At 42.9% G+C, this 22,288-nt stretch carries 18 protein-coding genes and 1 pseudogene; 9 read left to right on the top strand and 10 right to left on the bottom strand.

What is annotated here, in order from left to right; genetic code table 11:
* Nucleotide 1 precedes the first annotated feature (1 nt).
* On the top strand, nt 2-1,000 hold the full coding sequence (locus JMX95_RS11180; RefSeq protein WP_201560839.1) for a DUF4062 domain-containing protein: 999 nt from the start codon (nt 2-4) through the stop codon (nt 998-1,000).
* Nucleotides 1,001-1,276: 276 nt separating this feature from the next.
* Nucleotides 1,277-1,576 carry a hypothetical protein gene (locus JMX95_RS11175; protein WP_201560838.1) on the top strand — a complete coding sequence of 100 codons (300 nt, stop codon included), beginning with the start codon at nt 1,277-1,279 and terminating at the stop codon, nt 1,574-1,576.
* Between the two features lie 130 nt (nt 1,577-1,706).
* Here the strand turns inward: JMX95_RS11175 and JMX95_RS11170 are convergent, their stop codons facing one another.
* The 4 genes and pseudogenes from JMX95_RS11170 to msrA form a co-directional block, all read right to left on the bottom strand.
* Nucleotides 1,707-3,188 (bottom strand): lytic murein transglycosylase, encoded by a 1,482-nt coding sequence (locus JMX95_RS11170; protein ID WP_201560837.1) that lies wholly within the window; start codon nt 3,186-3,188, stop codon nt 1,707-1,709.
* Nucleotides 3,189-3,418: 230 nt separating this feature from the next.
* Complete coding sequence (locus JMX95_RS11165) at nt 3,419-4,132, bottom strand: DUF1499 domain-containing protein (protein WP_201560836.1); 714 nt, start codon at nt 4,130-4,132, stop codon at nt 3,419-3,421.
* A 61-nt stretch (nt 4,133-4,193) separates the two neighbouring features.
* A pseudogene (tmpT, locus tag JMX95_RS11160) lies at nt 4,194-4,847 on the bottom strand (thiopurine S-methyltransferase).
* A gap of 172 nt (nt 4,848-5,019) precedes the next feature.
* The gene (gene msrA / locus JMX95_RS11155) at nt 5,020-5,541 is read right to left on the bottom strand and encodes a peptide-methionine (S)-S-oxide reductase MsrA (RefSeq protein ID WP_045448022.1); all 522 of its coding nucleotides are present in this window, start codon (nt 5,539-5,541) and stop codon (nt 5,020-5,022) included.
* Between the two features lie 203 nt (nt 5,542-5,744).
* Here msrA and cmoA point away from each other — a divergent pair, with 203 nt between their 5' ends.
* The 4 genes from cmoA (at nt 5,745) to JMX95_RS11135 (ending at nt 10,486) form a co-directional block, all read left to right on the top strand.
* A complete protein-coding gene (cmoA, locus tag JMX95_RS11150) occupies nt 5,745-6,545 on the top strand; it encodes a carboxy-S-adenosyl-L-methionine synthase CmoA (RefSeq protein ID WP_201560835.1) in 801 nt (266 codons plus the stop codon).
* Between the two features lie 160 nt (nt 6,546-6,705).
* Entirely contained in the window at nt 6,706-8,073 is a 1,368-nt protein-coding gene (locus JMX95_RS11145; protein WP_201560834.1) for a P-loop NTPase fold protein, read from the top strand.
* Between the two features lie 186 nt (nt 8,074-8,259).
* Complete coding sequence (gene cmoB, locus JMX95_RS11140; protein WP_201560833.1) at nt 8,260-9,321, top strand: tRNA 5-methoxyuridine(34)/uridine 5-oxyacetic acid(34) synthase CmoB; 1,062 nt, start codon at nt 8,260-8,262, stop codon at nt 9,319-9,321.
* Nucleotides 9,322-9,358: 37 nt separating this feature from the next.
* Complete coding sequence (locus JMX95_RS11135; protein ID WP_201560832.1) at nt 9,359-10,486, top strand: DUF1176 domain-containing protein; 1,128 nt, start codon at nt 9,359-9,361, stop codon at nt 10,484-10,486.
* Between the two features lie 156 nt (nt 10,487-10,642).
* Here JMX95_RS11135 and JMX95_RS11130 read toward each other — a convergent pair whose 3' ends face one another.
* The gene (locus JMX95_RS11130; protein ID WP_045448016.1) at nt 10,643-10,861 is read right to left on the bottom strand and encodes a DUF2788 domain-containing protein; all 219 of its coding nucleotides are present in this window, start codon (nt 10,859-10,861) and stop codon (nt 10,643-10,645) included.
* A 732-nt stretch (nt 10,862-11,593) separates the two neighbouring features.
* On the opposite strand from JMX95_RS11130, the gene argS reads away from it, so the two are divergent.
* The 3 genes from argS to JMX95_RS11115 all read left to right on the top strand — a co-directional run bounded on the left by argS (nt 11,594) and on the right by JMX95_RS11115 (nt 15,581).
* On the top strand, nt 11,594-13,423 hold the full coding sequence (gene argS / locus JMX95_RS11125; protein WP_201560831.1) for an arginine--tRNA ligase: 1,830 nt from the start codon (nt 11,594-11,596) through the stop codon (nt 13,421-13,423).
* A 102-nt stretch (nt 13,424-13,525) separates the two neighbouring features.
* Nucleotides 13,526-14,341 carry an SPOR domain-containing protein gene (locus JMX95_RS11120; protein ID WP_109592480.1) on the top strand — a complete coding sequence of 272 codons (816 nt, stop codon included), beginning with the start codon at nt 13,526-13,528 and terminating at the stop codon, nt 14,339-14,341.
* Between the two features lie 145 nt (nt 14,342-14,486).
* Nucleotides 14,487-15,581 carry a PTS transporter subunit IIC gene (locus JMX95_RS11115; protein ID WP_201560830.1) on the top strand — a complete coding sequence of 365 codons (1,095 nt, stop codon included), beginning with the start codon at nt 14,487-14,489 and terminating at the stop codon, nt 15,579-15,581.
* Between the two features lie 104 nt (nt 15,582-15,685).
* Here JMX95_RS11115 and JMX95_RS11110 read toward each other — a convergent pair whose 3' ends face one another.
* The 5 genes from JMX95_RS11110 to tig form a co-directional block, all read right to left on the bottom strand.
* Nucleotides 15,686-16,636 carry a c-type cytochrome gene (locus tag JMX95_RS11110; protein ID WP_201560829.1) on the bottom strand — a complete coding sequence of 317 codons (951 nt, stop codon included), beginning with the start codon at nt 16,634-16,636 and terminating at the stop codon, nt 15,686-15,688.
* 329 nt (nt 16,637-16,965) lie between these two features.
* The gene (locus JMX95_RS11105) at nt 16,966-17,976 is read right to left on the bottom strand and encodes an SDR family NAD(P)-dependent oxidoreductase (RefSeq protein WP_201560828.1); all 1,011 of its coding nucleotides are present in this window, start codon (nt 17,974-17,976) and stop codon (nt 16,966-16,968) included.
* 225 nt (nt 17,977-18,201) lie between these two features.
* Nucleotides 18,202-19,515, bottom strand: coding sequence for an ATP-dependent protease ATP-binding subunit ClpX (gene clpX / locus JMX95_RS11100; protein WP_201560827.1), 1,314 nt, complete (start codon nt 19,513-19,515; stop codon nt 18,202-18,204).
* A 115-nt stretch (nt 19,516-19,630) separates the two neighbouring features.
* A complete protein-coding gene (clpP, locus tag JMX95_RS11095) occupies nt 19,631-20,335 on the bottom strand; it encodes an ATP-dependent Clp endopeptidase proteolytic subunit ClpP (RefSeq protein WP_270896824.1) in 705 nt (234 codons plus the stop codon).
* A 448-nt stretch (nt 20,336-20,783) separates the two neighbouring features.
* Nucleotides 20,784-22,127: a trigger factor gene (tig, locus tag JMX95_RS11090; RefSeq protein ID WP_193008522.1), complete on the bottom strand. Its 1,344-nt coding sequence runs from the start codon at nt 22,125-22,127 to the stop codon at nt 20,784-20,786.
* Nucleotides 22,128-22,288: the final 161 nt, after the last annotated feature.

Below are 22,288 nucleotides of genomic sequence, written 5' to 3'. Positions count from 1 at the left end.
TGTGCCAGACCGTCGCTATCATATTCACATCATATGCGCTGACAATGATCAATTGTTGGTCTTGGACAGCTTGGCGATATTTTTTCAGTCGCGGGCTTTCTTGACCTATGATGTGTCGAGCCAATTGCCAAAAGCATCGCTATATGGTCGACAATGTATTGACTCCTGCGATTATGCACTGATGCTCATTGGAGACAGTTACGGCACCGTGCAAAGGAATGGCGTTAGCCAAATGCATTTGAGCTATTTGAATGCCAAAGCCAAACTCAAACCGTTACTCATTTTAGTCAAAAATCATCATCCAGATGCGAGTATCAGTCGTCAACTGCAAGAATTTATTAAGTCGGTAACTCGGCAGGACAATACGATATATTATTATGATACAGAAACGGATATTGAGCCATTACTTGTACAAGCTTACTATAACGCAGTGACCAATCATCAGGTCGTTGGTGGATGGCTGAGAGCTAATGAAGAGATGATCAAATTTAGCAAACAAACAGTAGCGGAACGGTTTGCAGATCTATTGTCTACTGACAAAACGCTAAAGGAAAATAGCCCACCTGCTGATGAATTCGTCTCTGATGATGTGAGTAAGCCAATTGTATTGTTAGAAGCTTTTGATATTCAATATAGTGCTCAAGCTTATGCAGGTGGCAACCTGACCGATGTTACCAGACCCATGACCTTAACATGGCAAGAGATATTGATCGCCTTGATGAAAATACCAGCGACCTTTTCGAGCTATGGCTTGCAAAATGCTATGAACCGCTTGATAGCGTCAAAAGCTGAGCAAGACATCAAAAAAGAGATGCCGAATGTCCATGCGGTCTCGCGCTGCCAAATTTCTCAAGATGATTTGAACCAGCTACAACGTCAGCTAGTGGGTGCAAACTGGATACAGCTCACAACCTATGGCACTCGCGTCTCGCAAGAACTTTGGAAGTTGACCTTTCATGCAAAAAATCTCTTGAACGAAGTCCATCATAACTCCCAATGATTCGCACTCTGCACTAATAATATTCCTGCCTTCCTTATTTCAAAATAGTCATAGCCTATCTGCTGTAAAGAGTACACGTGTGGCTGTGACTACGTTTTGTAATACAAAGCATACGCGTCAACGGTTGTGAATCCATTTAAGACTGGTAATATTGAGACTAATCAGAGATTGATAATAAATACATTATTTATATTAAAATTACTGACGTATATATTGTATACATATAAGTCGAATGTATATAAATCGCATAATAATACTGACTAAGGAGAGCAACTGATGAGTAACGCTAAAAACGATGCATTAAAAAAAGAGCTTGATGGCTTAGAAGAATCTATGCATGCTGCCGAGCAGTTTCATACCTTAGACGAGCAAGTAGCGGACATGAAACGTCGCGGTATCGACCCTAGCCAAGCTTACAAAGACTTGGACAGAAAAGAAGAAGATGCTGATTGGGGCGATGCTACTTGGAAAGAAAACGGCAAGTGGGAACCAAAAACGCCTGCGGATCTAGATGAAAAAGCACGTGAGAACTGGGATGGTGACAATGGTAAACCGAACCCACCACCGATCGTTTAAGTTAAAAATTGACTAAAAAGTAAACCCTATGAAAAAAGCCACGTTATTATTAACGTGGCTTTTTTTATGTGCTTAATCTAGGGCGTGCTTAGTCTAGTATGTGCTTAACCTAAGCTACATCCGTGGAATACTAAGAACCTTCGTCAACACGAACGAGCTTCACCACACCGTCGCTACCGATGACACGGCGATAGCGTGTGTTACCAGAGGTCGGTGATTGTGCAGAAGGCTGCGTCGAGTAAGCATTAGGAGTACTCGTTTGCTGCTGAATCAGCTGTCCCATGCGATCAGCAGAGGCAGGGTTTAAAGGCTGGCTATTCGACGGCTGCCCGTATTGATTGCCGTATTGCGTGCTTTTCGGGGCTGTGTTTCCAGCATCTCTAATGATTGCGCGGTAGAATTTCTGTCCTGCGCGTCCATCCGCTGGCAAGATACCACGACTAGATTGGTATTGCTGAATCGCGATACGGGTATTGTCGCCAATAATGCCATCAACACCACCAATATCGTAACCCGCGTTCAATAACGCCTGCTGGATATCTTTAGCTTGCTGGCGACTGATACCAGGGTCATCGGTAGGCCATGCCGTGACAAAGTCAGTTTTGCTGCTGTCCTCTTTGGTGATTAAGTCTGATAAATGGGCGATTGCTAATGCATAATTTTCTGACGCATTATAAGAATAAAACGTATCGAAGTTTTTACCGACCAAGAATGCAGGACCATCTTTGCCAGCGGGTAATAATAACCCGGCGCTACTCAAGTCGTTTGGCAATGGACTGCCATTGGCGAGCGTGATACCTTGATTGCGCCAGTGGCTGATAGACTTCTTGTTTTTACGGTCAGACGCAGCCCAAAATCCACTGGGCAGCTTGACTTCGTAGCCCCAAGGCTCGCCCGTGCGATAGCCACGATTGTCCAAGAAGTTGGCGGTAGAGGCGAGCGCGTCAGGCACACTATTGACCAAATCACGGCGACCATCGCCATCAAAATCGACTGCCAGCTCTAAAAAGGTACTTGGCATAAATTGCGTTTGCCCAAAAGCGCCTGCCCATGAGCCGGTCATATCACTTGGCGCGATATCACCGTTTTGGACGATTTTTAGCGCATTAGCGTATTCACCTTGGAAGTAGCTCTGACGGCGATCAAAACAAGACAGCGTCGCTAAAGACTCAAACAAAGGTTTTTTGCCCAATGTCTGCCCAAAGTTTGACTCAACGCCCCATACACCTAGTACGTGCTCGGCTTTGACGCCATAGCGTGATTCAATTTGACGTAGCGTATCCGCCCATTGACGCTTGGCGCGGATGCCATCTTCTACACGCTCTTTATCGACCAATGAAGATAAATAATCCCAAACGTCTTTTTGAAACTCTGGCTGATAATTCAATGACTGAATCACGCTAGGATCAGGCTGGCTAGGGCGATAGTTATTAAAAGTAGAACTATCGACGCCTCGAAATTTGCTAGAGTTTTTCAAACCGTCTAAGCATTGTTGAAACTCGGCATTAGATAAGTCTGGCGCTGGTGGTTTGGCTGCTTGAGCAGTGCTAGCAAAACTCAGCCCAACAGCAAGGCTAAGTAACGTTAAAGTAGAAACTGGAGTCAAACGCATGAAAATATCCTATAAACGTTGAAATAGTTATTAAAAGAGAAAGCAAAGCGGATTGGTGCAGTATGGACTTAGAGTAACCAATCTCATTGGTAAAGAAAAGGTATCGAAGTAAGCTGTTACTATAAATTGACGGTGGCGTGAGGTTAGGAGAGGGTTTAAGGTAGATAGGCTAAAATGGATAAAGTGCTAAAAAAATTCAATTAATCATTTCTACTTCATTCAAAACCCAACTAATCCCCCAAAATCCTATCCAACTCTTCAATCAACTTATGAATACGCGCCGCATTTTTTCCCAAATCGCTCCCACCAACCCGTGACTTGCTACGAATATCTACTAGACGTTCACTACTGTTATCTGTGATACGCACGACGACATCATCTTTAAAACCGAACCAAGCAGTCGTATCGGTCGCTTCAATGACGCCTTTGTCAGCATCGATATTGACAAGCTCCCAACCTAAATTATCGATGGCTTGTTTGGTTGCCCCAACCAACTCAGGTTTTGACTGGCTATAGCGCAATGTTTGTAATTCAGGGTAGGCGGCGCGCTGCTGCGTTGCAGTCTCTACACCTGCATACTCAACTGGGTTTGGTGCATCAGCGCGCAGTGGGGCAATGGCCACAAATTCAGGTGGATCCACTAGGTCGGTTGAAATATCGTGAATGGGCGGTACATTTTTGGCGCTATTCATCATGCTTAGTGGAATAGCAATGGCAATGATAGCAAACGCTGCTGATGTTAATACGCTACCAAGGCTAGCCGTGTCTCGTTTAAATAAAAGCTGTATGCCTAATAGTACCAATGCTGCGATACCAGCAAATACACCAAACTTAAACCCTGCAAACGCAGTCGCTAAATCGACTAAGCCAAACTTGTAAAGCGGACCTGCGAGTGTGACTAGCAAAATAGAGATTAAACTTATCAGCCCAACGAATATTTTCATTCAATTTCTCCATCATAATTTAGTACTGATTAATCGCTACGCAAACGGCTTTATTAACCACTCATTTCAACAACCAAACATGCTCAGAGGCTGTTAGCTCAGGTGCCGATCCTATAGAAGTAGGTTCACTCGTCAGTTCGTTGATATGATAGTTATCGCCATAATATTGCTGTATTTGCTCGCTACTGATAGAGAACGGCGGTCCCGCTTTTTTGCTTTGGTCATAAGCGAGAGTGATGATAAATTGTGGTGCATTAGCACTGAGCTGGTACATTTGCGCACTATATTGCACACGCATATCAGCCGGTAGCGCAATCAATGCGGCTTTGTCATATACGGCATTTACAGATCCAATATCCTCAGTCGTTAGTGCAAAAATATCAGCAACCCATAGGGTAATGGTTTGTCCTGACAACTGACCTTGATAGTATTTAATGGCTGGATTGTCTGCATGCTGGTGCACAGTAGGGGAGATATTCTACTCAGTAAAGAATGCTTGTACAGCTGTTTCCACCAATTCAACGCCTACAACGTCGTAGCCTTGCGCTGCCAGCCAAGCCATATCAATCGATTTACCGCAAAGAGGGACAAAGACAAGGCTACCAGCTGGCAGGTTTAACTGCTTAAAGTAATTTATTAATAATGGATTCACCGCAGACTGATTAAAGCCAATGCGTTTCTCTTGCCAGCGGCTGTGCCAAAATTCAGCGTTCATACCTTCGCCTTTATTCGTTGAGGGTTATATTTGAGTTGTTTCTATCATAACTGTTTGAGTGAGAATGCTAAAGATGTTAAAAAGCCAAACGCTCGTACAATAAGCGTTTGGCTATAATAAAATGCTGAAATATTTTTTTATTCTAAATAAAAAAATATCTTCATTTTGTGGTTTAGCTCACCATATATTGACTAAACTCTTTACGCAATTTGGCAAGCTTTGGCGGTATGGCAAAGTTGCAATACCCTTGTCCTGGATTCTTATTAAAGAAATCCTGATGGGTCTCTTCTGCTTGATAAAACTCAACAGCTGGATGTACTTCGGTGACCACATTGACGCCCATATCGCGCAGTTTGTTGATAGTGCGGTCAATCGTTGGTTTCTGATTTTCTTCAGTATAAAAAACCACGCTACGATACTGGCTACCGACGTCATTGCCTTGACGATCCATTGTGGTGGGATCATGGGTGGCAAAGAAAACATCAAGTATCACTTCTAACGGGACGATAGAGTCATCGAACTCGATTTTGATGACTTCAACGTGCCCTGTATTGCCACTACAGACCGCTTCGTAGTTGGCAGAAACAGCGTCACCGCCCATGTAGCCTGAAACGACAGATTGCACACCTTTTACGGATAAAAATACCGATTCGGTGCACCAAAAACAGCCACCGCCTAAAATAATGGTTTGCATAATTTTTCCTATTTTTATAAATATAAAATATGAGCCAAATGTTACTTACTTAGCAATACGTATTTAGCTTAGCAGGGCATCTGACCGCGATAAGTAACAAACAGTAATGTTATAATGGGCTTTTGCTACGTTGTGCCGCTTTCAGCTAGTAATGACAAGCAAGACCATTAATTATCTCCTAATTTAAGTTCTATCATCACAAAATGAGTCGCACCATGAGTCAATCTAAGCCTGCTATTGTTAAACACGACACCCTATTTGACAAACCGTTTACCACGCCACTTGATAAAGCAGCGCGCTTCTCTTTTGATGAGCAAGTGGTGGCTTGTTTCCCTGATATGATTCGTCGCAGCGTGCCGGGTTATGGTCAGGTGCTAGCGATGTTGCCCATATTTGCCCGACGTCACTGTAAGTATCGTCAACAGAGCGATAGTGGTCAGCGCGTCAGTCGAGTGTATGATTTGGGCTGTTCACTTGGCGCAGCAAGCATGACGTTGGCGGGTGAGTTTGAGCCGCAAGATTTGCAGATTAAAGCGATTGATATCTCACCAGCGATGACCACCGAAGCGACCACGCTACTGAGTGAAAATTATCCTGCGCATGATATTGAAGTCATTACCGCTGATATTCGCGATGTGGAACTTGAACCCTGCGATATGGTGATTTTAAATTTAACGCTACAGTTTTTGCCAGCTGCCGATAGAGTCGCAGTATTAGAGAAAATTTATGCAGCATTAAGCGAAGGCGGCATACTGGTATTAACTGAAAAAACCCATGCTTTTGATGAGCAATATGATGCGTGGTTGGTTGAGCGTTATTATGATTTTAAACGTGCCAATGGTTATAGCGAGATGGAAATTAGCGGTAAGCGTAATGCATTAGAAAACGTATTAATTACTGATACGTTAGACGAGCATCATGCGCGCTTGAGTGATGTTGGTTTTAAACGTCATCTGACATGGTTTCAGTTTTTGAACTTCGTCTCTATTGTGGCGTTTAAGTAGGGTTGTTTGAATACATAGTGAGAATTGATCCTTCCATCTGCTATTACCTGCGTTTCACACATTAGTTGAAATAGGCATTCATTTTCTCAGTGTGCTAGATGCGCTTTACAGCATCGTATATTTTTTCTGAGCTAGATTGAAATTAAGAAGGAACGATAAAATGGATATGGACATTACGGCAAAAACATTCGATGGACAAGGTGGGCGTGACGAATTTCAACGTAAAAGTATCGCTGAAAAAGCTATTAAGCTCCTAAAATCTAATATAGATATTTCGCCAATGGTCATCGACGGCAGTTGGGGTACAGGTAAAACTGAGTTTTGTCATAAACTTATCAATCTGATGAAGGAAGATGATACACACAATATAATTTATATTGACGCTTTCAAAGCTGATCATGTTGATGAGCCTTTGATGACTGTATTAGCAGAAATTATTAAAATCTTACCTGAAGGGCCACGTAGAAAAGCTTTTATAAACAGAGTATTGCCAGCTGTACGGTACACACTAAAAACAATTGCTAAAGCTGGTGTTTCTCATCTTCTGAGACAAGATTTTGCTGACGTTGCAAATGATTTTAATGAATTAATTCAAAAAGCAGCTGATGATTCAATAGATAAAACAGCAGAGTTGATACTCAAAGATCATGTGGAGGCAGAAAAGAGTTTAAAAACATTACAAACCGCTCTTACTGCCATTGCATCTCAAGACCCTATTATTATATTTATAGATGAACTTGATCGCTGTAGACCAAACTTCGCAGTCGATATGCTTGAGATAATCAAGCATACTTTTGATGTTGAAGGTGTTAGCTTCGTACTTGTTACTAATACTCAGCAGTTGAGAGCTTCTATAAACCATTGCTATGGTCAGGCAGTTGATGCACAACGCTACTTGGATAAATTTATAAAATTTAGGTTTGAGTTGTCACCGCATTCTCAACGACACATGACAAATCCCGTTTTAGCTGCTAATGCTTACTTTTACCAGCTGATAGGAGAAAAAGGTTTCTTATCTAGTAGCCTGCTATCAAATACCCTTTTGAAAAAATTTATTGCAAAATTCATTGGTCATCAAGGTCTTTCTCTCAGAGAGATAGAGACATTAGTTCTACATATAGAAGTTGTACAAGTACTATCCAATTCGAATCGTTTTATTCCTGACGAATATATTGGTTATTCGTTGTTGAGATTAGTTGGTGTTATGCTAGTTTGCTTTAGACCTGATATTTTAAGAGAGATTAGAAAAGGCGTTGTTGATGCTGATTTGCTCGGTGATTTCTTGGGTGTAAAAAAATTACCTTACCTTGAAGAGGGCGGTCGTGAAATACCTGAAGTATGCGAATTTATCATGGCTTCTCTGACTACCGACTTCAATGAAAATAAGGTTAACTATGCTATATCAGAAGATCAGCAAAAAAAATGGAATTCATACATGAGATATGTCAGCTATATGGAAGAAGTTCCATATAGAGATAGAGCTGTAGCTCAAATTTTAGAAACGGCAAATATAATGGCATTTGAATAATATATAAGTTTAAACCTTAAGATTAGGTAACAACAAAACGTAAACTGAGTTATTAAAGATAGATAACCTATGCCACGCATATTTCACCACCTCTGAAGAATTCATATATTGAGGTGCATTTTCTTTTATTTTAACCTTTTCTTAATTTTATTCATTTAAATATAAATCAACTCGAACTGAAATCTTATGCTTAACGACACTATTACTCACGCTGAACGCGAATTATATTTAACTTTGTTGGAGTTAGCACAGCAGCAGCCGAGTGCTTATGAATGGCTTACGCGCTTGCCAACATGGTTAAATGATATCAAAGACAAAGCCAACTACGCGCATGCACCTGCTTATCAAGCATCGGTAGCACGCTTGCCGAATTTGACGGTCAATCATGTCGATCTGAACAGTGATGTCCTGACGATTGAGGCAAATCTTAGTGAGTCTCAGCGCAAACAAACAATGGCATTATTAAAACAGCTGATGCCGTGGCGCAAAGGGCCTTTTCAAATTGGTGGTCAGCTCGAAAATCAAATTGATAGTGGTCAGAATGAAGACCAACAAGCCGCGCCAATATTGATTGATACCGAATGGCACAGTGATTGGAAGTGGCAGCGAGTCGCACCGCATTTGGGTAATTTAAAAGGTCGTCGCGTATTAGATGTGGGCGGTGGCTCTGGCTATCACGGCTGGCGTATGGCTGGCGCTGGCGCGGATACAGTCATTATCATTGATCCGTCTTGCTTATTTTATCATCAGTTTATGGCGATTCGTCATTTTGTCGGGGCTGCTGATAGCTATAAAACGCATTATATCCCCGTACCACTTGAAGCCTTGCCCGAGCACAGTCAGCTGTTTGATACCGTATTTAGCATGGGGGTGCTCTATCATCGCCAATCGCCGTTTGAGCATTTACAACATCTTAAAGGGCAGTTGGTCAAAGGCGGTGAGTTGGTGCTTGAAACCTTGGTTATCGAAGGTGATGCCAATACCGTACTGGTGCCACACGACCGCTATGCCCAGATGAATAACGTGTATTTTTTACCATCAGTCGCGGCATTGACAGGCTGGCTAGAAAAAGCAGGATTCTCAGAGGTACGTTGTGTCGATGTGGCAACGACTTCTATCGATGAGCAGCGTAAAACGGAATGGATGACTTATCATTCGCTGGCCGACTTCTTAGATCCTAATGATGCTAGCAAAACGCTTGAAGGCTATCCTGCGCCGATGCGTGCGACTTTGATTGCCAAAAAGTAGCGCGTGCGTACTGTATCACTCATAAGGAATATGGACAGTGAAAAAATTAACGATTTTGCTCAGCGCTATGAAGGGCTTGCTGCCATTGACGTCCATATCAGCTCATGCTGCCTATGGTACGCCATTTGAAGGGTGGGGCTTTGTGCAGGACGATTGGCAAGTGGTTTGTGATAATACATTGACTTGTCGCGCAGCAGGTTATGCAGATGAGAGTATGTTCGATACGCCAGCTTCTATTTTATTAACCGTCATACCCAAAAAAGCCTTGCCGATTGCCCAAATCCAGTTTTTATCAGAAACCTCAGACAAAACCTACCATAGTGCTGAACTGTGGTTAAATGGCAAAAACCAAGGCATGCTACAACCAGATGCTGATGGTTCAGCGTACGATTTAACCGCCAAGCAAACGCAACACTTTATTAACCATGCGCGTCAAAATACTAAGATAGAGATAAAAGCAGGTGGTAAAAATTGGTCTGTTAGTGACAAAGGCATGAGTGCCGTGCTGCTAAAACTTGATGAGGTACAAGGCAGAGTGGGCACGCCAATAGCATTGGTAAGTAAAAATCACGCTAGTAAGCAAATACCCAAATCTGCTAAAGCGAAACCTGTGATTAAAAAAGCATATGCCTATGCTGACAATAAGCAACTGGATTCGTCAAAGTGGGCCTATTTTCAAGCGAATATAAATAAGTGGATCGATATTGATGCCAAGGAGCTTATAGGCTCTGAAGATGATATGGGAGACTGTGAGCTGATTAATCCAAAGACCGACGCGTACCAACGAATGCAAGAGTATGGTTCTGATAGACTGAATTGGACGTTTACACCCGTAGATGCCCTCCATACGCTTGCTAGCCATCTGTGCTGGCAAGGCGCCTATAATGAGAGTTCGGGTTATTGGCTTATTAATCATGACAAACCAAGCAAGCCAAAACTGATCACTACGGCAGGCAATGACTATTCTGATGGCGAGATTTGGGCAACACATAAAGATCGAGGGGTTGGTGATTGCTGGAATCATGCGATATGGGTTTGGAATGGTCAAAAATTTGCCAAATCAGAAGATTCCAGCTCAGGAATGTGTCGCGGTTTTGCTGGTGGTGCGTGGGATTTACCAACTTACGTGAGTGAAGTCGTAAAAAATGATAGCAAGGCTCAGTGAGTGATATTTTGATAGGAATGATTGACACACTATAAAGTGAAGCCGTTATGAGCCATGCATTTTTTAATTGATCATTTAACTGTCTATTTATCAGTGATAGGTGAGTTATTTATTACCTATCATTGACAGTGAGGACACGGCCCAGTTATATAAAAATTATATCAACCACCTTTTAAAAGCGACTTCCAACAATAGCTTGAGTAAGAATCCCACAAACCCTGCGCCTAGTGCTAAGAAAATCCAAAATGTACCCGCGCGCCCAGCTTGAGATTCTTTAGAGATATCCCACATAATAAAAAATAAGAAGGCGATGAATATGGGTAGTAAAACATACAATCCCCAACTGGTAACCGTACTGGCAGCAATAGCAAACATGGCATAATCCTATAAAGTAGTAACGCCGCCTTTATTTATATTATTTTATGGATCTTTTGATAATAATTGCCTTCAAAATGAAGTATCACCATTCATGATATAAGCAGTAATCCATAAAATAAGTCAGAAAAAAGCAGGCAGCAATACAAACCGTTATTATAACGCGGAAGCGAGCAGGTATAAACTGCTGCTAAGTATGAGACAACAGTAACGCTACAATTTGCAGGGCTGACTGATCGGTAACAGCGCTAAATCCTGATCTATTTAAAGCATTTCAATCTGACTTATCGTGAATGAAAGCACAGACAACGCCTGTTAGGGCGTGTCTCCAATTCAATCGATTATCCTCTAAATGGGATAAAAATGGCTAAAAATGGCTAAATTTTGCCAAACATCGTCAAATAGCTTATCAATATCTCGATATTATTTGCGCTACTTTCCTTATTTAACGGCAATTTATCTCCTTTTTATCACCATTTTTACAATGAGGACACGCCCTAGTCACCTAAATTATCAGTGTTAACTGTCATAACCGTAAGATTTTAGTGCTAATTTTGGTGCACATAGTGCAATGCAGGGCAAAGATTGTTATATTTACAGGTTACTTATCTTTTTTGTATTATTTTATCCCCTGCAATGTCGGTCGCTATTATAATAGGCAGTTATTGGCTGCTCGCATTCGCCACATTTTTATACCGTTTTTGTTGTTTATTTAACTGAGTTCAAATCCTTATGTCACAAGCCCAAATTGATACACTTGCATCACTATTTAACGATGCGATTCAAACCCTACAAGCAGATGGCACGTTACCAAGCGATTGGCAAAATAATAGCCAAATCACCCGTACTAAAGACTTAAGCCATGGTGATTTCGCCAGTAATATCGCGCTGACAGCGGCCAAAGCTGCCAAGGTCAATCCACGACAGCTTGCCGAAAAAATCGTCAATGCGCTGCCTGAAAACCAAGACATTCGCCAAGTAGAAATTGCAGGTCCAGGCTTTATTAACGTGTTCTTAAATGCGGAAGCCAAATTTGCGGTATTAGATGATATCTTTGCCTTGCAAGATCGCTTTGGTTTAAGCGATCAGTTTGACGGGCAAAAAATTCAGGTTGAGTTTGTCTCTGCCAATCCAACGTCAAGTTTGCACGTTGGGCATGGTCGCGGTGCAGCGTTCGGTATGAGCGTGGCAAACCTGCTTGAAGCGATTGGTTATGACGTCACGCGTGAGTATTATGTCAACGATGCGGGTCGGCAGATGGACATCTTGGCGACCAGTACCTATTTGCGTTATCTGGAAACCAATGGCGAGCAAATAATCTTCCCAGTCAATGGTTATCAAGGTGATTATGTCAGTGACATCGCCCAAACGTTAAAAGCGCAACACGGTGATCATTACGTTCATAGCTTTGCAGCAATCGCTAAAGATGTGCCAGCAGATGCTGAGTTTGAGATCAATGCGGACGGCGAAAAAACACTGCTATCAGGTGACAAAGAAGCGCATATTGATGGCTTGATTGCCAACAGTAAAGCCTTGCTTGGTGAAGGTTATGAGCTGTTTTTAAATGCGGCATTGAGCAGTATTTTAGCCGATATCAAAGATGACTTAAATGACTTTGGTGTGCGCTACGAGTGCTGGTTTAGCGAACGGTCTATTGATAGCGATATTGAGCCAGTCTTGCAAACCTTAGATGAAAAAGGCTATCTATACGAAAAAGACGGTAATATTTGGTTTAAATCAACCGATTTTGGTGATGAAAAAGACCGTGTTGTGCGCCGTGCCAATGGTCAATCTACTTATTTTGCTTCTGATATTGCCTATCACAAAAACAAATTTGATCGCGGTTTTGATAAAGTGGTCAATGTTTGGGGTGCCGATCACCATGGTTATGTGCCACGCGTAAAAGCTGCTTTATTGGCGCTTGGTATTGATGCTGATCGTTTAGATGTGGTGCTTGTGCAATTTGTTGCACTATGGCGTGGTAGTGAAAAAGTGCAAATGTCCTCGCGTTCAGGTCAATTTGTCACCCTGCGTGATTTACGTACCGAAGTTGGTAACGACGCCGCGCGTTTTTATTATGTCGCCCGTAAGCCTGAAGTGCATATTGATTTTGATTTGGAGCTGGCTAAATCACAAAGCAAAGACAATCAAGTGTATTACATTCAATACGCGCATGCTCGTGTTTGCCGAGTATTAGAAAAACTACAAAACAGTGGTCTTGTGGTAGATGATGCGATTGGTTTAGAACACCAAAACTTACTTAGTGCACCAAACGAAGACGAGCTGATTAAATTATTAGCAGGATATCCAGCGACATTATTACGCGCCGCGACGGGTTATGAGCCACATGTCTTGACCAACTATCTTAAAGAGTTGGCAGCGCTATTTCATGGTTGGTATGACAGTAATCGCATTTTGCCAGTGAGTTTGACCTCAGGTGAGACACCAAGCTCGGATGAGATGGAATTGATGCAAGCCCGTTTGCGTTTGTCTAAAGCCGTACGTCAAGTATTGGCCAATGGTCTTAGTTTGTTAGGGTTGTCGGCACCATCTAGCATGTAGTTTTTTTCTAGTATATAGTAACTTTCTAACATGTAGTATGAGTATAGATGACTGCCAGCCATAATTTGATGATAGTTAGATTCAGTAGGGAGAAACAGATCCATGCTAGCCAAAAAACCTAAAGGTGCGACTGAAAAACGCAAAACAAGTAGCGTATCAGGCTTATTGTGGATGTTTGTCGGGGCGGTATTGACCCTTATGATAGGGGTATTTATATACTTGTCACCATTATTTGATTTCAGTCCCGCTGACAGCACCGCTGGTAATGATCCTGATCGTCAGGTGCAGCCACGTGTCGACACTGATACTGATAATGGTGATTATGAGTTCTATGATATTTTGCCCAATCAAGAGATGGCGACTATTCCTGATGAAGATATTGCTGAGACAGGCAATGATCGCATAGGGGATATCAGTGCCTTTGAGCCTGATGTGGTGGTGACTCAACCTGAGGATGGCTCAGCCAGTCGCAATGATGATACTGGTAACTTTGGTATCTCTGAAAACACGGTTATTGCGCCCAGTCGTGGCAATAACGCTGCTACCAGTAATAGCGGCGATGACATTGTGATCGTTGAAGAAGACGCGACCTATGATGGATCGACGCCTGCTAGTAGCAATAATACGTCCACCAATAATGCAGGCGCAGGTACTGCTAGCGTTCAGGCTGCAAAACCTGCGGCAACTTATATTTTGCAGATCAACAGCTTCGGTGATGCGGATGAAGCAGATCGCCGCCGTGCTCAAGTGTTGATGGCAGGTGTAGACGCTCGCGTGGTCAAGAATACGACGGGTAATGGTTTGCCAATCTATCAAGTTATTTCTCGCCCGATGAATAACCGCCAAGCAGTAACCACTGCTCAGCAGCGCCTACAGAATAACGGTATTGATTCCATCATCGTTGAACAGCGTCGTTAAGTTGCGCTGTTTAATAACAGTTATAGTTCTTTATGAATAATAAAAAAAGCGTCGCAATGACGTTTTTTTTATCTCTGATTTTTAGCAAAGTTATTTTTCTGTTGGTTTATTACCTTTCATCAAAAATTTTATAAAGAGCGTGGCTATGACTGTCTCTCATTTAGCAACACCGCCTACCAGCTTCATTAAAGCATTTTTCCAAAAGTATTTTATTGATGCGTTTACTGGCATGGCTTTAGGGCTATTTGTCACGTTGATTGCTGGTCTAATCATCTCGCAAATCGGTGGCTGGTTAGATTTGCCCGCATTGGTTGCGGTGGGCAAGCTTGCCTCAGTACTAATGGGTGCGGGTATCGGAGTAGGTATCGCCTATTACCTTAAAGCACCGACGCTCGTCATGCTCAGCTGCTTGGTGGCGGGTATGCTTGGCGCACACTCTGAAGCATTAATGGCAGGGACGTTATTTACGCCCCAAGTAGGTGGACCTGCGACCTTTGCCGCCTTACCGGGGAATCCGATAGGGGCGTATTTGACCTCGGTATTTGCTTATCGTGCTGGTACTTGGGTCGCTGGCAAAACCAAGCTCGATATTCTATTGGTTCCTTTATTGGTATGCGCGGTAGCATTAGCAGTTTGCGCCCTATTGAATCCACCTATCGTCGCTGCGGTCGCTGCCATTGGTCAAGGTATTCAAGCGGCCACTGAGTTACAGCCTCTGTTAATGGGTATTGTGATTGCAGTGGTAGTGGGTATTTTATTGACATTGCCAACGTCCAGCGCTGCTATTTGTATCGCAATTGGGCTTGGCGGCGTATCAGGCGGGGCAGCAGTAGTAGGCTGTGCGGCACACATGATTGGCTTTGCCGTTGCAAGCTTTAAAGACAACGGCGTCAGTGGCGTAATATCTCAAGGTCTGGGCACCAGTATGCTACAGATTCCTAATGTGTTAAAAAAACCGCTGGTGTTGTTGCCTGCTGTGATTGCCAGCGCCATCGTTGGTCCTATTGCGACAGTAGGTTTTGGACTGGCATGTACGGCAACGGGTGCGGGTATGGGTACCGCTGGATTGGTCGGCGTATTTGGAGTGATTGAAGCGTCACAAGACATCATGAGTACGGGTCAATTATGGACAGCGATTATCCTGTTGATGTTTGTATTACCTGCGCTAATTGCAGGTGTGGTCGCTTATGTAATGCGCCGCATGGGCTGGCTGGTTGATGGTGATATGAAATTGCCTTAAATTAAAGATAAAGGACGCAAACTGTCCTAACTATCAATAATAAAAAAGCCCAGCTATTTAAATAGCTGGGCTTTTTTACTATATAAATTATGAGCTTGTTTTAATTAGCGGCGTACATCTTTAGGGGCATCACCATTGGGCCAATCTTTGTCTTTGTTGGCTTTGATAGGTCGCGGCAGATGGGTAAAGTAAGCAGCAATATCGACCGCTTCTTGGTCACTAAGCGAGTTACCTTGACCAAAGGGCATTTTGCCCTTGATAAAGGCCGCTGCTGTATAAGTTCGTGCCATACCTGCGCCATCGTTGAAGGACTTGTCTCCGGCTACTGCTGGATAGATATAAGTGCCATCGTCGTTATATTGACCTTCGCCATTTTCACCATGGCAAACGCTACATTTTTCAGCAAACAGCTTTTTGCCATTGTCCGTATTTGGCTCTAAAGTTTTGTCTACCTTAACAAAACCGCGACCTTCAGGCGAGACACCATAAGGCAAGCCCTGCGATAGCCAGCTCATATAAGACACCATCGCATTCATATCATCTGAACCTAGATCAAGTGCTTTGCCATTCATTGAGCGTTCAAAACAGCCATTGATGCGCTCTTGTATTGAATTCACGCGACCAGCACGTGACCGATAAATAGGATAAATGCCCGGCATGCCATTCCAAGGCGCCGCATAGGCCTCTGAGCCGTTACCCAAGTGACAGCTGGTACAATTCAACTGGTTGCCGACATTGTCAGGCATTTCTTTATAAGTATGATTGGCGATTTGTAAGCCGCGACGTACTGCTGCGCCGAACTCATCATCTGGAATAGTGGATTCATCTGGCATGCTAACGCTCAGTTTGGCGCTTGGATTTGCAGCCATCTCGTCTTTAATTTCTGCGGCACGTGCCTCAAGTGACTTAACACGGGCTAACGCTTCAGCTTCTTCGACACGGTCAACGGCCTTGGTATCTGATTCACTACAGCCTGACAGGTTAACCGCACCAATAGCAAAGATAGCAGCCAGTAAAACGGAGGAAGAGGGTTTGACCCTTAAAAGTATTTTCATTGGAATATCCTTATTATCAAAAATAATATGTAATAATATATTTTTATGATAATTTAGCTGTCAGAGTGACAGAAGTAATCTTAATTTTTGTGCAAAAAATCTGAATGAGTCATCAATCTGTAAGTTGCTAGAAACATAATTGTACCAAATATTAAATACTTAAAGTATATAAATAGATAAAGTGTTTTGGCTTTAGAGTGATATGAATTAATTTCATACCGTATGAATAACTATATTAAAAGACATTATTGAAATACTTACCCACAAAAAAGCGCTTAAATATTGATAATATTTAAGCGCTTTTTTGTGGGTAAGTATTTTTAGGATATTTATTTTGGCGTGCTTGGTTTTTTATGGCGGCGTGGTTTGAGTTTACGAGAGAGCTTATGGACATCGTTCAATATTTGACTGTATGTCGCTGGAAAGACACGCTGTACCGCGTCGATTATTTTGGCATCATTGCCAATCAGACAGCGCGGTTGATTGGTCGCGGCAGCCTGCAAAATAATCCAAGCGGCATTGCTTGCATCAAATTTCAGGAATTTATTAAAGCTCTGAATGGCTTTGGAGCCAGTACGCATGCCAATATCATTGATACTGTCATTACCACGGGCACTATTGGCAATATTGGTTTTAATCCCGCCGGGATGAATGCAGGTCGCTGACACACCGCAGCGCTGAATATCTAGCTCTTGACGTAAGCTTTCGGTAAAGCCGCGTACAGCAAATTTACTGGCGTTATACGCAGATTGTGACGGCTGCGCGGTTAAGCCAAACAGGCTTGAGATATTAATGATGTGACCATGCTCGTTAAATTGGCGCGATCTGTTTTTTTTGCTGCCATTCGTCGATTCGCTTTGTTTGACACTATTTTTAATCAATGGCAAAAATGCCTTAGTGCCATAGACCACACCCCAAAAATTGATGTCCATGACCCATTCAAGCTCGCTAATACTACTGCCTTCTACGGTCGAATATAGCGCCACGCCTGCATTATTAAAGATGAAGTTCACTTTGCCATGGTCTGCCATGACGCTATCTGCCCACGCTTCCACGGCTTTATTGTCTGAGACATCAAGCACCGTCATAGCCGCTTTTATATTATAACCGACGAGCAATTCTTTGGTCTGTGCCAGTTGCGCCGCGTTGATATCAGAGAGCGCCACGTGGCAGCCCATTTTTGCCAAATGAATAGCCAACTCGCGCCCCATACCAGAGCCTGCACCCGTAATAGCCGCGACATGATTATGATAATAAGGGGCAATATCTTGGTCTGTCGTGGTATGAAAAGGCAAGTGTTGACGTAATGAGGTTGCGATAGAAGTAACATTGTTAAGCATGATAAACAGTCCTTTGTTTCATCAGTGATAGGTGTTGGTAGCACATTTACCTTAGCATGCTTTGTGGCTTTAGCTATGAACGATTGATAGACGCCGCTGTCACTTTATCCATACATTGGCTGTCATAAAACGATCATAAGTGAGCAGCCATAAAAAAACGTCTAGCATAAGATATGCTAGACGCCTTTACTTCAATGACAGTTTTAATAAAGCTGATAACAACCGCTAAGCGTCGATCGCTATTTGCTCTGAGTCGTCGGTAGAAAAGATGATTTCAGGTGTTTTACCTTCATTAATCACTTGCTCATCGACGATGACAGTCTTGGCGTTTTTCATCGAAGGCAACTCGTACATGGTCTCAAGGAGCGCATTTTCAACGATAGAACGCAAACCACGAGCACCAGTCTTACGCGCCATGGCTTTTTTGGCAATCGCATCGAGCGCTTCTTTGGTAAAGCTAATGTCAGCGCCTTCCATATCGAATAGATACTTATATTGCTTAACCAAGGCATTTTTTGGTTCTGTCAATATCTGAACCAATGCGTCCTCGTCCAGCTCTGTGAGCGCAGCGAGAACAGGAAGACGACCGATGAGCTCAGGAATGAGACCAAATTTAATCAAATCTTCAGGCTCTACTTGTTGCAGTAATTCTGAGCTGCGTTTGCTATCATCTTTTGAGCTGACATCCGCATTAAAGCCGATACCGCCTTTTTCTGTACGCTGCTGAATAACCGCATCAAGACCGGCAAACGCGCCACCGACGATGATTAAGATGTTACTCGTATCAACTTGGATCAGCTCCTGTTGAGGATGCTTACGTCCACCGTGTGGCGGAATGGCAGCAACCGTACCTTCGATAAGCTTTAGCAAGGCTTGCTGTACGCCTTCGCCTGACACATCACGGGTGATAGACGGGTTGTCGCCTTTCTTACTGATTTTATCAATCTCATCGATATAGATGATGCCTTGTTCCGCTTTACTCACATCATAATCTGATGCTTGTAGTAGCTTTTGCACGATGTTTTCGACATCTTCACCGACATAACCGGCCTCGGTCAAGGTCGTCGCATCGGCCATCGCAAAAGGCACATCCAGTAGACGAGCCAAGGTTTGCGCCAGTAAGGTCTTACCAGAACCCGTCGGGCCAATCAGCAAGATATTGCTCTTAGCCAATTCAACCATGGCATCGTCAGCGCCAATCTTCGCTTTTTTGCTGTCATTGGCTAAGGTTTGGCTAACTTTTAGACGTTTATAATGGTTATAGACGGCAACTGCTAGTGCTTTTTTAGCAGCGTCTTGTCCAATGACGTATTCATCAAGCTTGGCACGCAGCTCTTTTGGCGTTGGTAGCTTTTTATTGACCCAAGAAGTATCAATGTCGCTGTCATCATTACCATCTTCGGCGCTGTCAGCGATTAAATCGGTACATAGCTCAATACATTCATTACAGATATTGGCATCGTCAGCGGCAATCAGCTGCTGTACATCGCTTTTGGCTTTGCCGCAAAACGAGCAATGCGGGGTGTTATCTTCTGCCATAAAAGGCGCTCCTAAAATTTAAAACTTACAAATATTTTGATTTTTTACATCAAAGCCAAAACGTATAACGCTCAGGCTTTTGATGTCCATCAAAGCTTTTGCTCTTATGCGGTAATTATAAAGAAGTAGGGCGGCGCTCTAATACTTCATCAACCAGACCGTATTCTTTGGCTTCTTTCGCATCTAACCAAAAGTCACGCTCAACGTCTTTTTCAATTTTCTCTAATGGTTGACCAGTACGTTCTGCCAAAATCTCATTTAAACGGGCACGCGTTTTTAGAATTTCACGCGCATTAATTTCGATATCGGTTGCTTGACCTTGCGCGCCGCCTGAAGGCTGATGAATCATGACACGAGCATTGGCAAGAGAGTAACGTTTGCCTTTTTGACCAGCCGCGAGCAAGAACGAGCCCATGCTATAAGCACCGCCCATACAGATAGTTGACACTTCAGGTTTGATGAAGTTCATGGTATCAAAGATTGCCAAGCCTGCACTCACTGAGCCGCCTGGTGAATTGATATACAAGTGAATGTCTTTGTCTGGGTTTTCTGCTTCTAAAAATAGCAACTGTGCAACAATCAGATTGGCCATATGGTCTTCGACTTGACCAGTCAAAAAGATAACGCGCTCACGCAATAGACGCGAGAAAATATCAAACGAGCGTTCACCGCGAGAGGATTGTTCAACGACCATTGGCACTAATGCTGCATGCGCAGCTTGAGGGGCACTTTGGGTATATTGCATGCCTTGTGCGTCATTGTGCGCACTCATCAGCATATCAAAATGTGGGTTGGCAGTGATGCGATCATAATCTGTCATAAAGATGTCCTGTTTATAAGTACATAAAATAAAGGGATTGAAGCGAGCGAGCGGCTACGCTTGTATGGCTGCTCATCATGCTAGATGTTGCCGCTTTTTAATAATATTCGCTAGCTGAAATAATAAGCGCCAGATATCGCTAAAAATAATTGAGCTAATGGTAACTTTTTTATTGAGGCAATAGTAACTTTTTCATGTGAAAAATAATTTTCTATTTATAACATGAGTGCTATTAATAAAATGATTGACTCACTATTAATAAGGCGTCTGTAACCATTTATCAAGGGGCTTGGTGATAAACTGTCCATAAAGATAGCATATAAATCCCCAATAAAAATGCCCTAACACATATGTTAGAGCATTGCGTTAGAGCATTATGTTAGAGCGTGTTTAGATTGAGATTAGCAATTTGCCATTGAATGGCAAACTGCTAGGTTATCTCACTAAATTACATGCCTTGCTGCTGTTGTTGCTGTGCAGCTAATAGGTCTTGGTAGCTAACTTCTTTATCAGTTACTTTACCTTGCTCGATTAGATAATCAACCACTTGGTCTTCTAGTACCACAGACTCAATGTTCGCGCGCTGCTGCTTGTCATTGGTGTAATACTCGATTACTTCACTTGGATCTTCGTAGTTTTCAGCGGCTTCTTTGATGAAGGTTTCAACGCGTTCTTGATCGACTTCTAAGCCTTTGGTATCGATAACGCGAGCAACGATGATGCCAAGACGGGCAGCACGTAGCGCTTGCTCTTCAAATAGCTCATTTGGCAGCATGTCTTTATCGAAGCTATCAGCATTGGCACCGAACTGCTGAGAAAAACGTTGCATCATCATGTTGCGTTGACGCTCGATTTCTTGCTCTAGCATGGCGTTTGGTACGTCAAATTCGTTCTTTTCTAGCAATGCGTCAAAAGTCGCTTGCTTAACTTGGCTACGAGCCGCGTTTTTGATTTCGCGTTCCATGTTTTTGCGAACGTCTTCTTTCAACTTCTCAACGCCGCCTTCTTTCACGCCGAATAGCTCAAGGAACTCTTCGTTGATTTCTGGTAGCTTAGATTTTTCAACCAATTTTACATTGATTTTGAACTGAGCTTCTTTACCAGCTAAGTTCTCAGCTTGGTAATCTTCTGGGAAAGTCACGTCGATAACTTTCTCTTCGCCAGCTTTCATGCCTTTGATACCCGCTTCAAAACCAGGAATCATCTGGTTGCTACCGATAACCAGTTTAAAGTCTTCAGCAGAACCGCCTTCGAATTTTTCGCCATCGATAGAGCCTTCAAAATCAAAAGTTACTTGATTGCCTTTGTCCGCTTTACCTTTTTTCTCAACGAATTCTTCACGTTGCTTTTGAAGGTTTTCGATCATAGTGTCGACGTCTTCTTCGCTTACTTTAGCCGTGTGACGCTCAACTTCGATCTCATCGATACCTTGCACGTCTACTTCTGGGAAGATTTCAACAGTCGCTTGATATACCAAGAAATCGTCTTCAAGTTTTACGTCGTCGATGTTAGGCATGCCAACCGCGCGGATGTCTTCAGATTTGATCGCTTCAAAAACGGTATCACGGATCACATCGTTGATGACTTCTTGTTGAATGCCAGCACCGTACTGAGAGCGGATATGTGACATAGGGACGTTACCCTTACGGAAACCGTCAATCTTGGCAGTTTTCGCAACTTGGCGAATACGACCTTCGACTTTGTTTTGAATTTTTTCGACAGGCACTTTAACTGTCAATTGGGTTTCTTTATTAGATAGCTTGTTGGTTGTGACTTGTAAATCTGTAGCCATGTTAATTACACCTTTAGGATTAAATAGTACGTTTGATTAAATAGTACTTAGGGTTAAATGGTAATAGACAAACCGTGCCTCAAATTACGGGCGTGTACCATGGGTTGCCGTTGGAATAAATAGGGGATAGCGATAGCGCGCAATGTCAAAGTCAGTACCTT

Source organism: Psychrobacter sp. NC44 (genome assembly GCF_904846655.1).
Classification (GTDB): domain Bacteria; phylum Pseudomonadota; class Gammaproteobacteria; order Pseudomonadales; family Moraxellaceae; genus Psychrobacter.
Note: the sequence above shows the minus strand (reverse complement) of the source record. Positions and strands in the feature narration are given on the sequence as shown.

What these genes read in the sequence shown, in the direction of transcription:
- JMX95_RS11175 (WP_201560838.1), top strand. Translation starts at nt 1,277, where the DNA reads ATGAGTAACGCTAAAAACGATGCATTAAAAAAAGAGCTTGATGGCTTA.
- JMX95_RS11170 (WP_201560837.1), bottom strand. Translation starts at nt 3,188, where the DNA reads ATGCGTTTGACTCCAGTTTCTACTTTAACGTTACTTAGCCTTGCTGTT.
- JMX95_RS11165 (WP_201560836.1), bottom strand. Translation starts at nt 4,132, where the DNA reads ATGAAAATATTCGTTGGGCTGATAAGTTTAATCTCTATTTTGCTAGTC.
- msrA (WP_045448022.1), bottom strand. Translation starts at nt 5,541, where the DNA reads ATGCAAACCATTATTTTAGGCGGTGGCTGTTTTTGGTGCACCGAATCG.
- cmoA (WP_201560835.1), top strand. Translation starts at nt 5,745, where the DNA reads ATGAGTCGCACCATGAGTCAATCTAAGCCTGCTATTGTTAAACACGAC.
- JMX95_RS11145 (WP_201560834.1), top strand. Translation starts at nt 6,706, where the DNA reads ATGGATATGGACATTACGGCAAAAACATTCGATGGACAAGGTGGGCGT.
- cmoB (WP_201560833.1), top strand. Translation starts at nt 8,260, where the DNA reads ATGCTTAACGACACTATTACTCACGCTGAACGCGAATTATATTTAACT.
- JMX95_RS11130 (WP_045448016.1), bottom strand. Translation starts at nt 10,861, where the DNA reads ATGTTTGCTATTGCTGCCAGTACGGTTACCAGTTGGGGATTGTATGTT.
- argS (WP_201560831.1), top strand. Translation starts at nt 11,594, where the DNA reads ATGTCACAAGCCCAAATTGATACACTTGCATCACTATTTAACGATGCG.
- JMX95_RS11120 (WP_109592480.1), top strand. Translation starts at nt 13,526, where the DNA reads ATGCTAGCCAAAAAACCTAAAGGTGCGACTGAAAAACGCAAAACAAGT.
- JMX95_RS11115 (WP_201560830.1), top strand. Translation starts at nt 14,487, where the DNA reads ATGACTGTCTCTCATTTAGCAACACCGCCTACCAGCTTCATTAAAGCA.
- JMX95_RS11110 (WP_201560829.1), bottom strand. Translation starts at nt 16,636, where the DNA reads ATGAAAATACTTTTAAGGGTCAAACCCTCTTCCTCCGTTTTACTGGCT.
- JMX95_RS11105 (WP_201560828.1), bottom strand. Translation starts at nt 17,976, where the DNA reads ATGCTTAACAATGTTACTTCTATCGCAACCTCATTACGTCAACACTTG.
- clpX (WP_201560827.1), bottom strand. Translation starts at nt 19,515, where the DNA reads ATGGCAGAAGATAACACCCCGCATTGCTCGTTTTGCGGCAAAGCCAAA.
- clpP (WP_270896824.1), bottom strand. Translation starts at nt 20,335, where the DNA reads ATGACAGATTATGATCGCATCACTGCCAACCCACATTTTGATATGCTG.
- tig (WP_193008522.1), bottom strand. Translation starts at nt 22,127, where the DNA reads ATGGCTACAGATTTACAAGTCACAACCAACAAGCTATCTAATAAAGAA.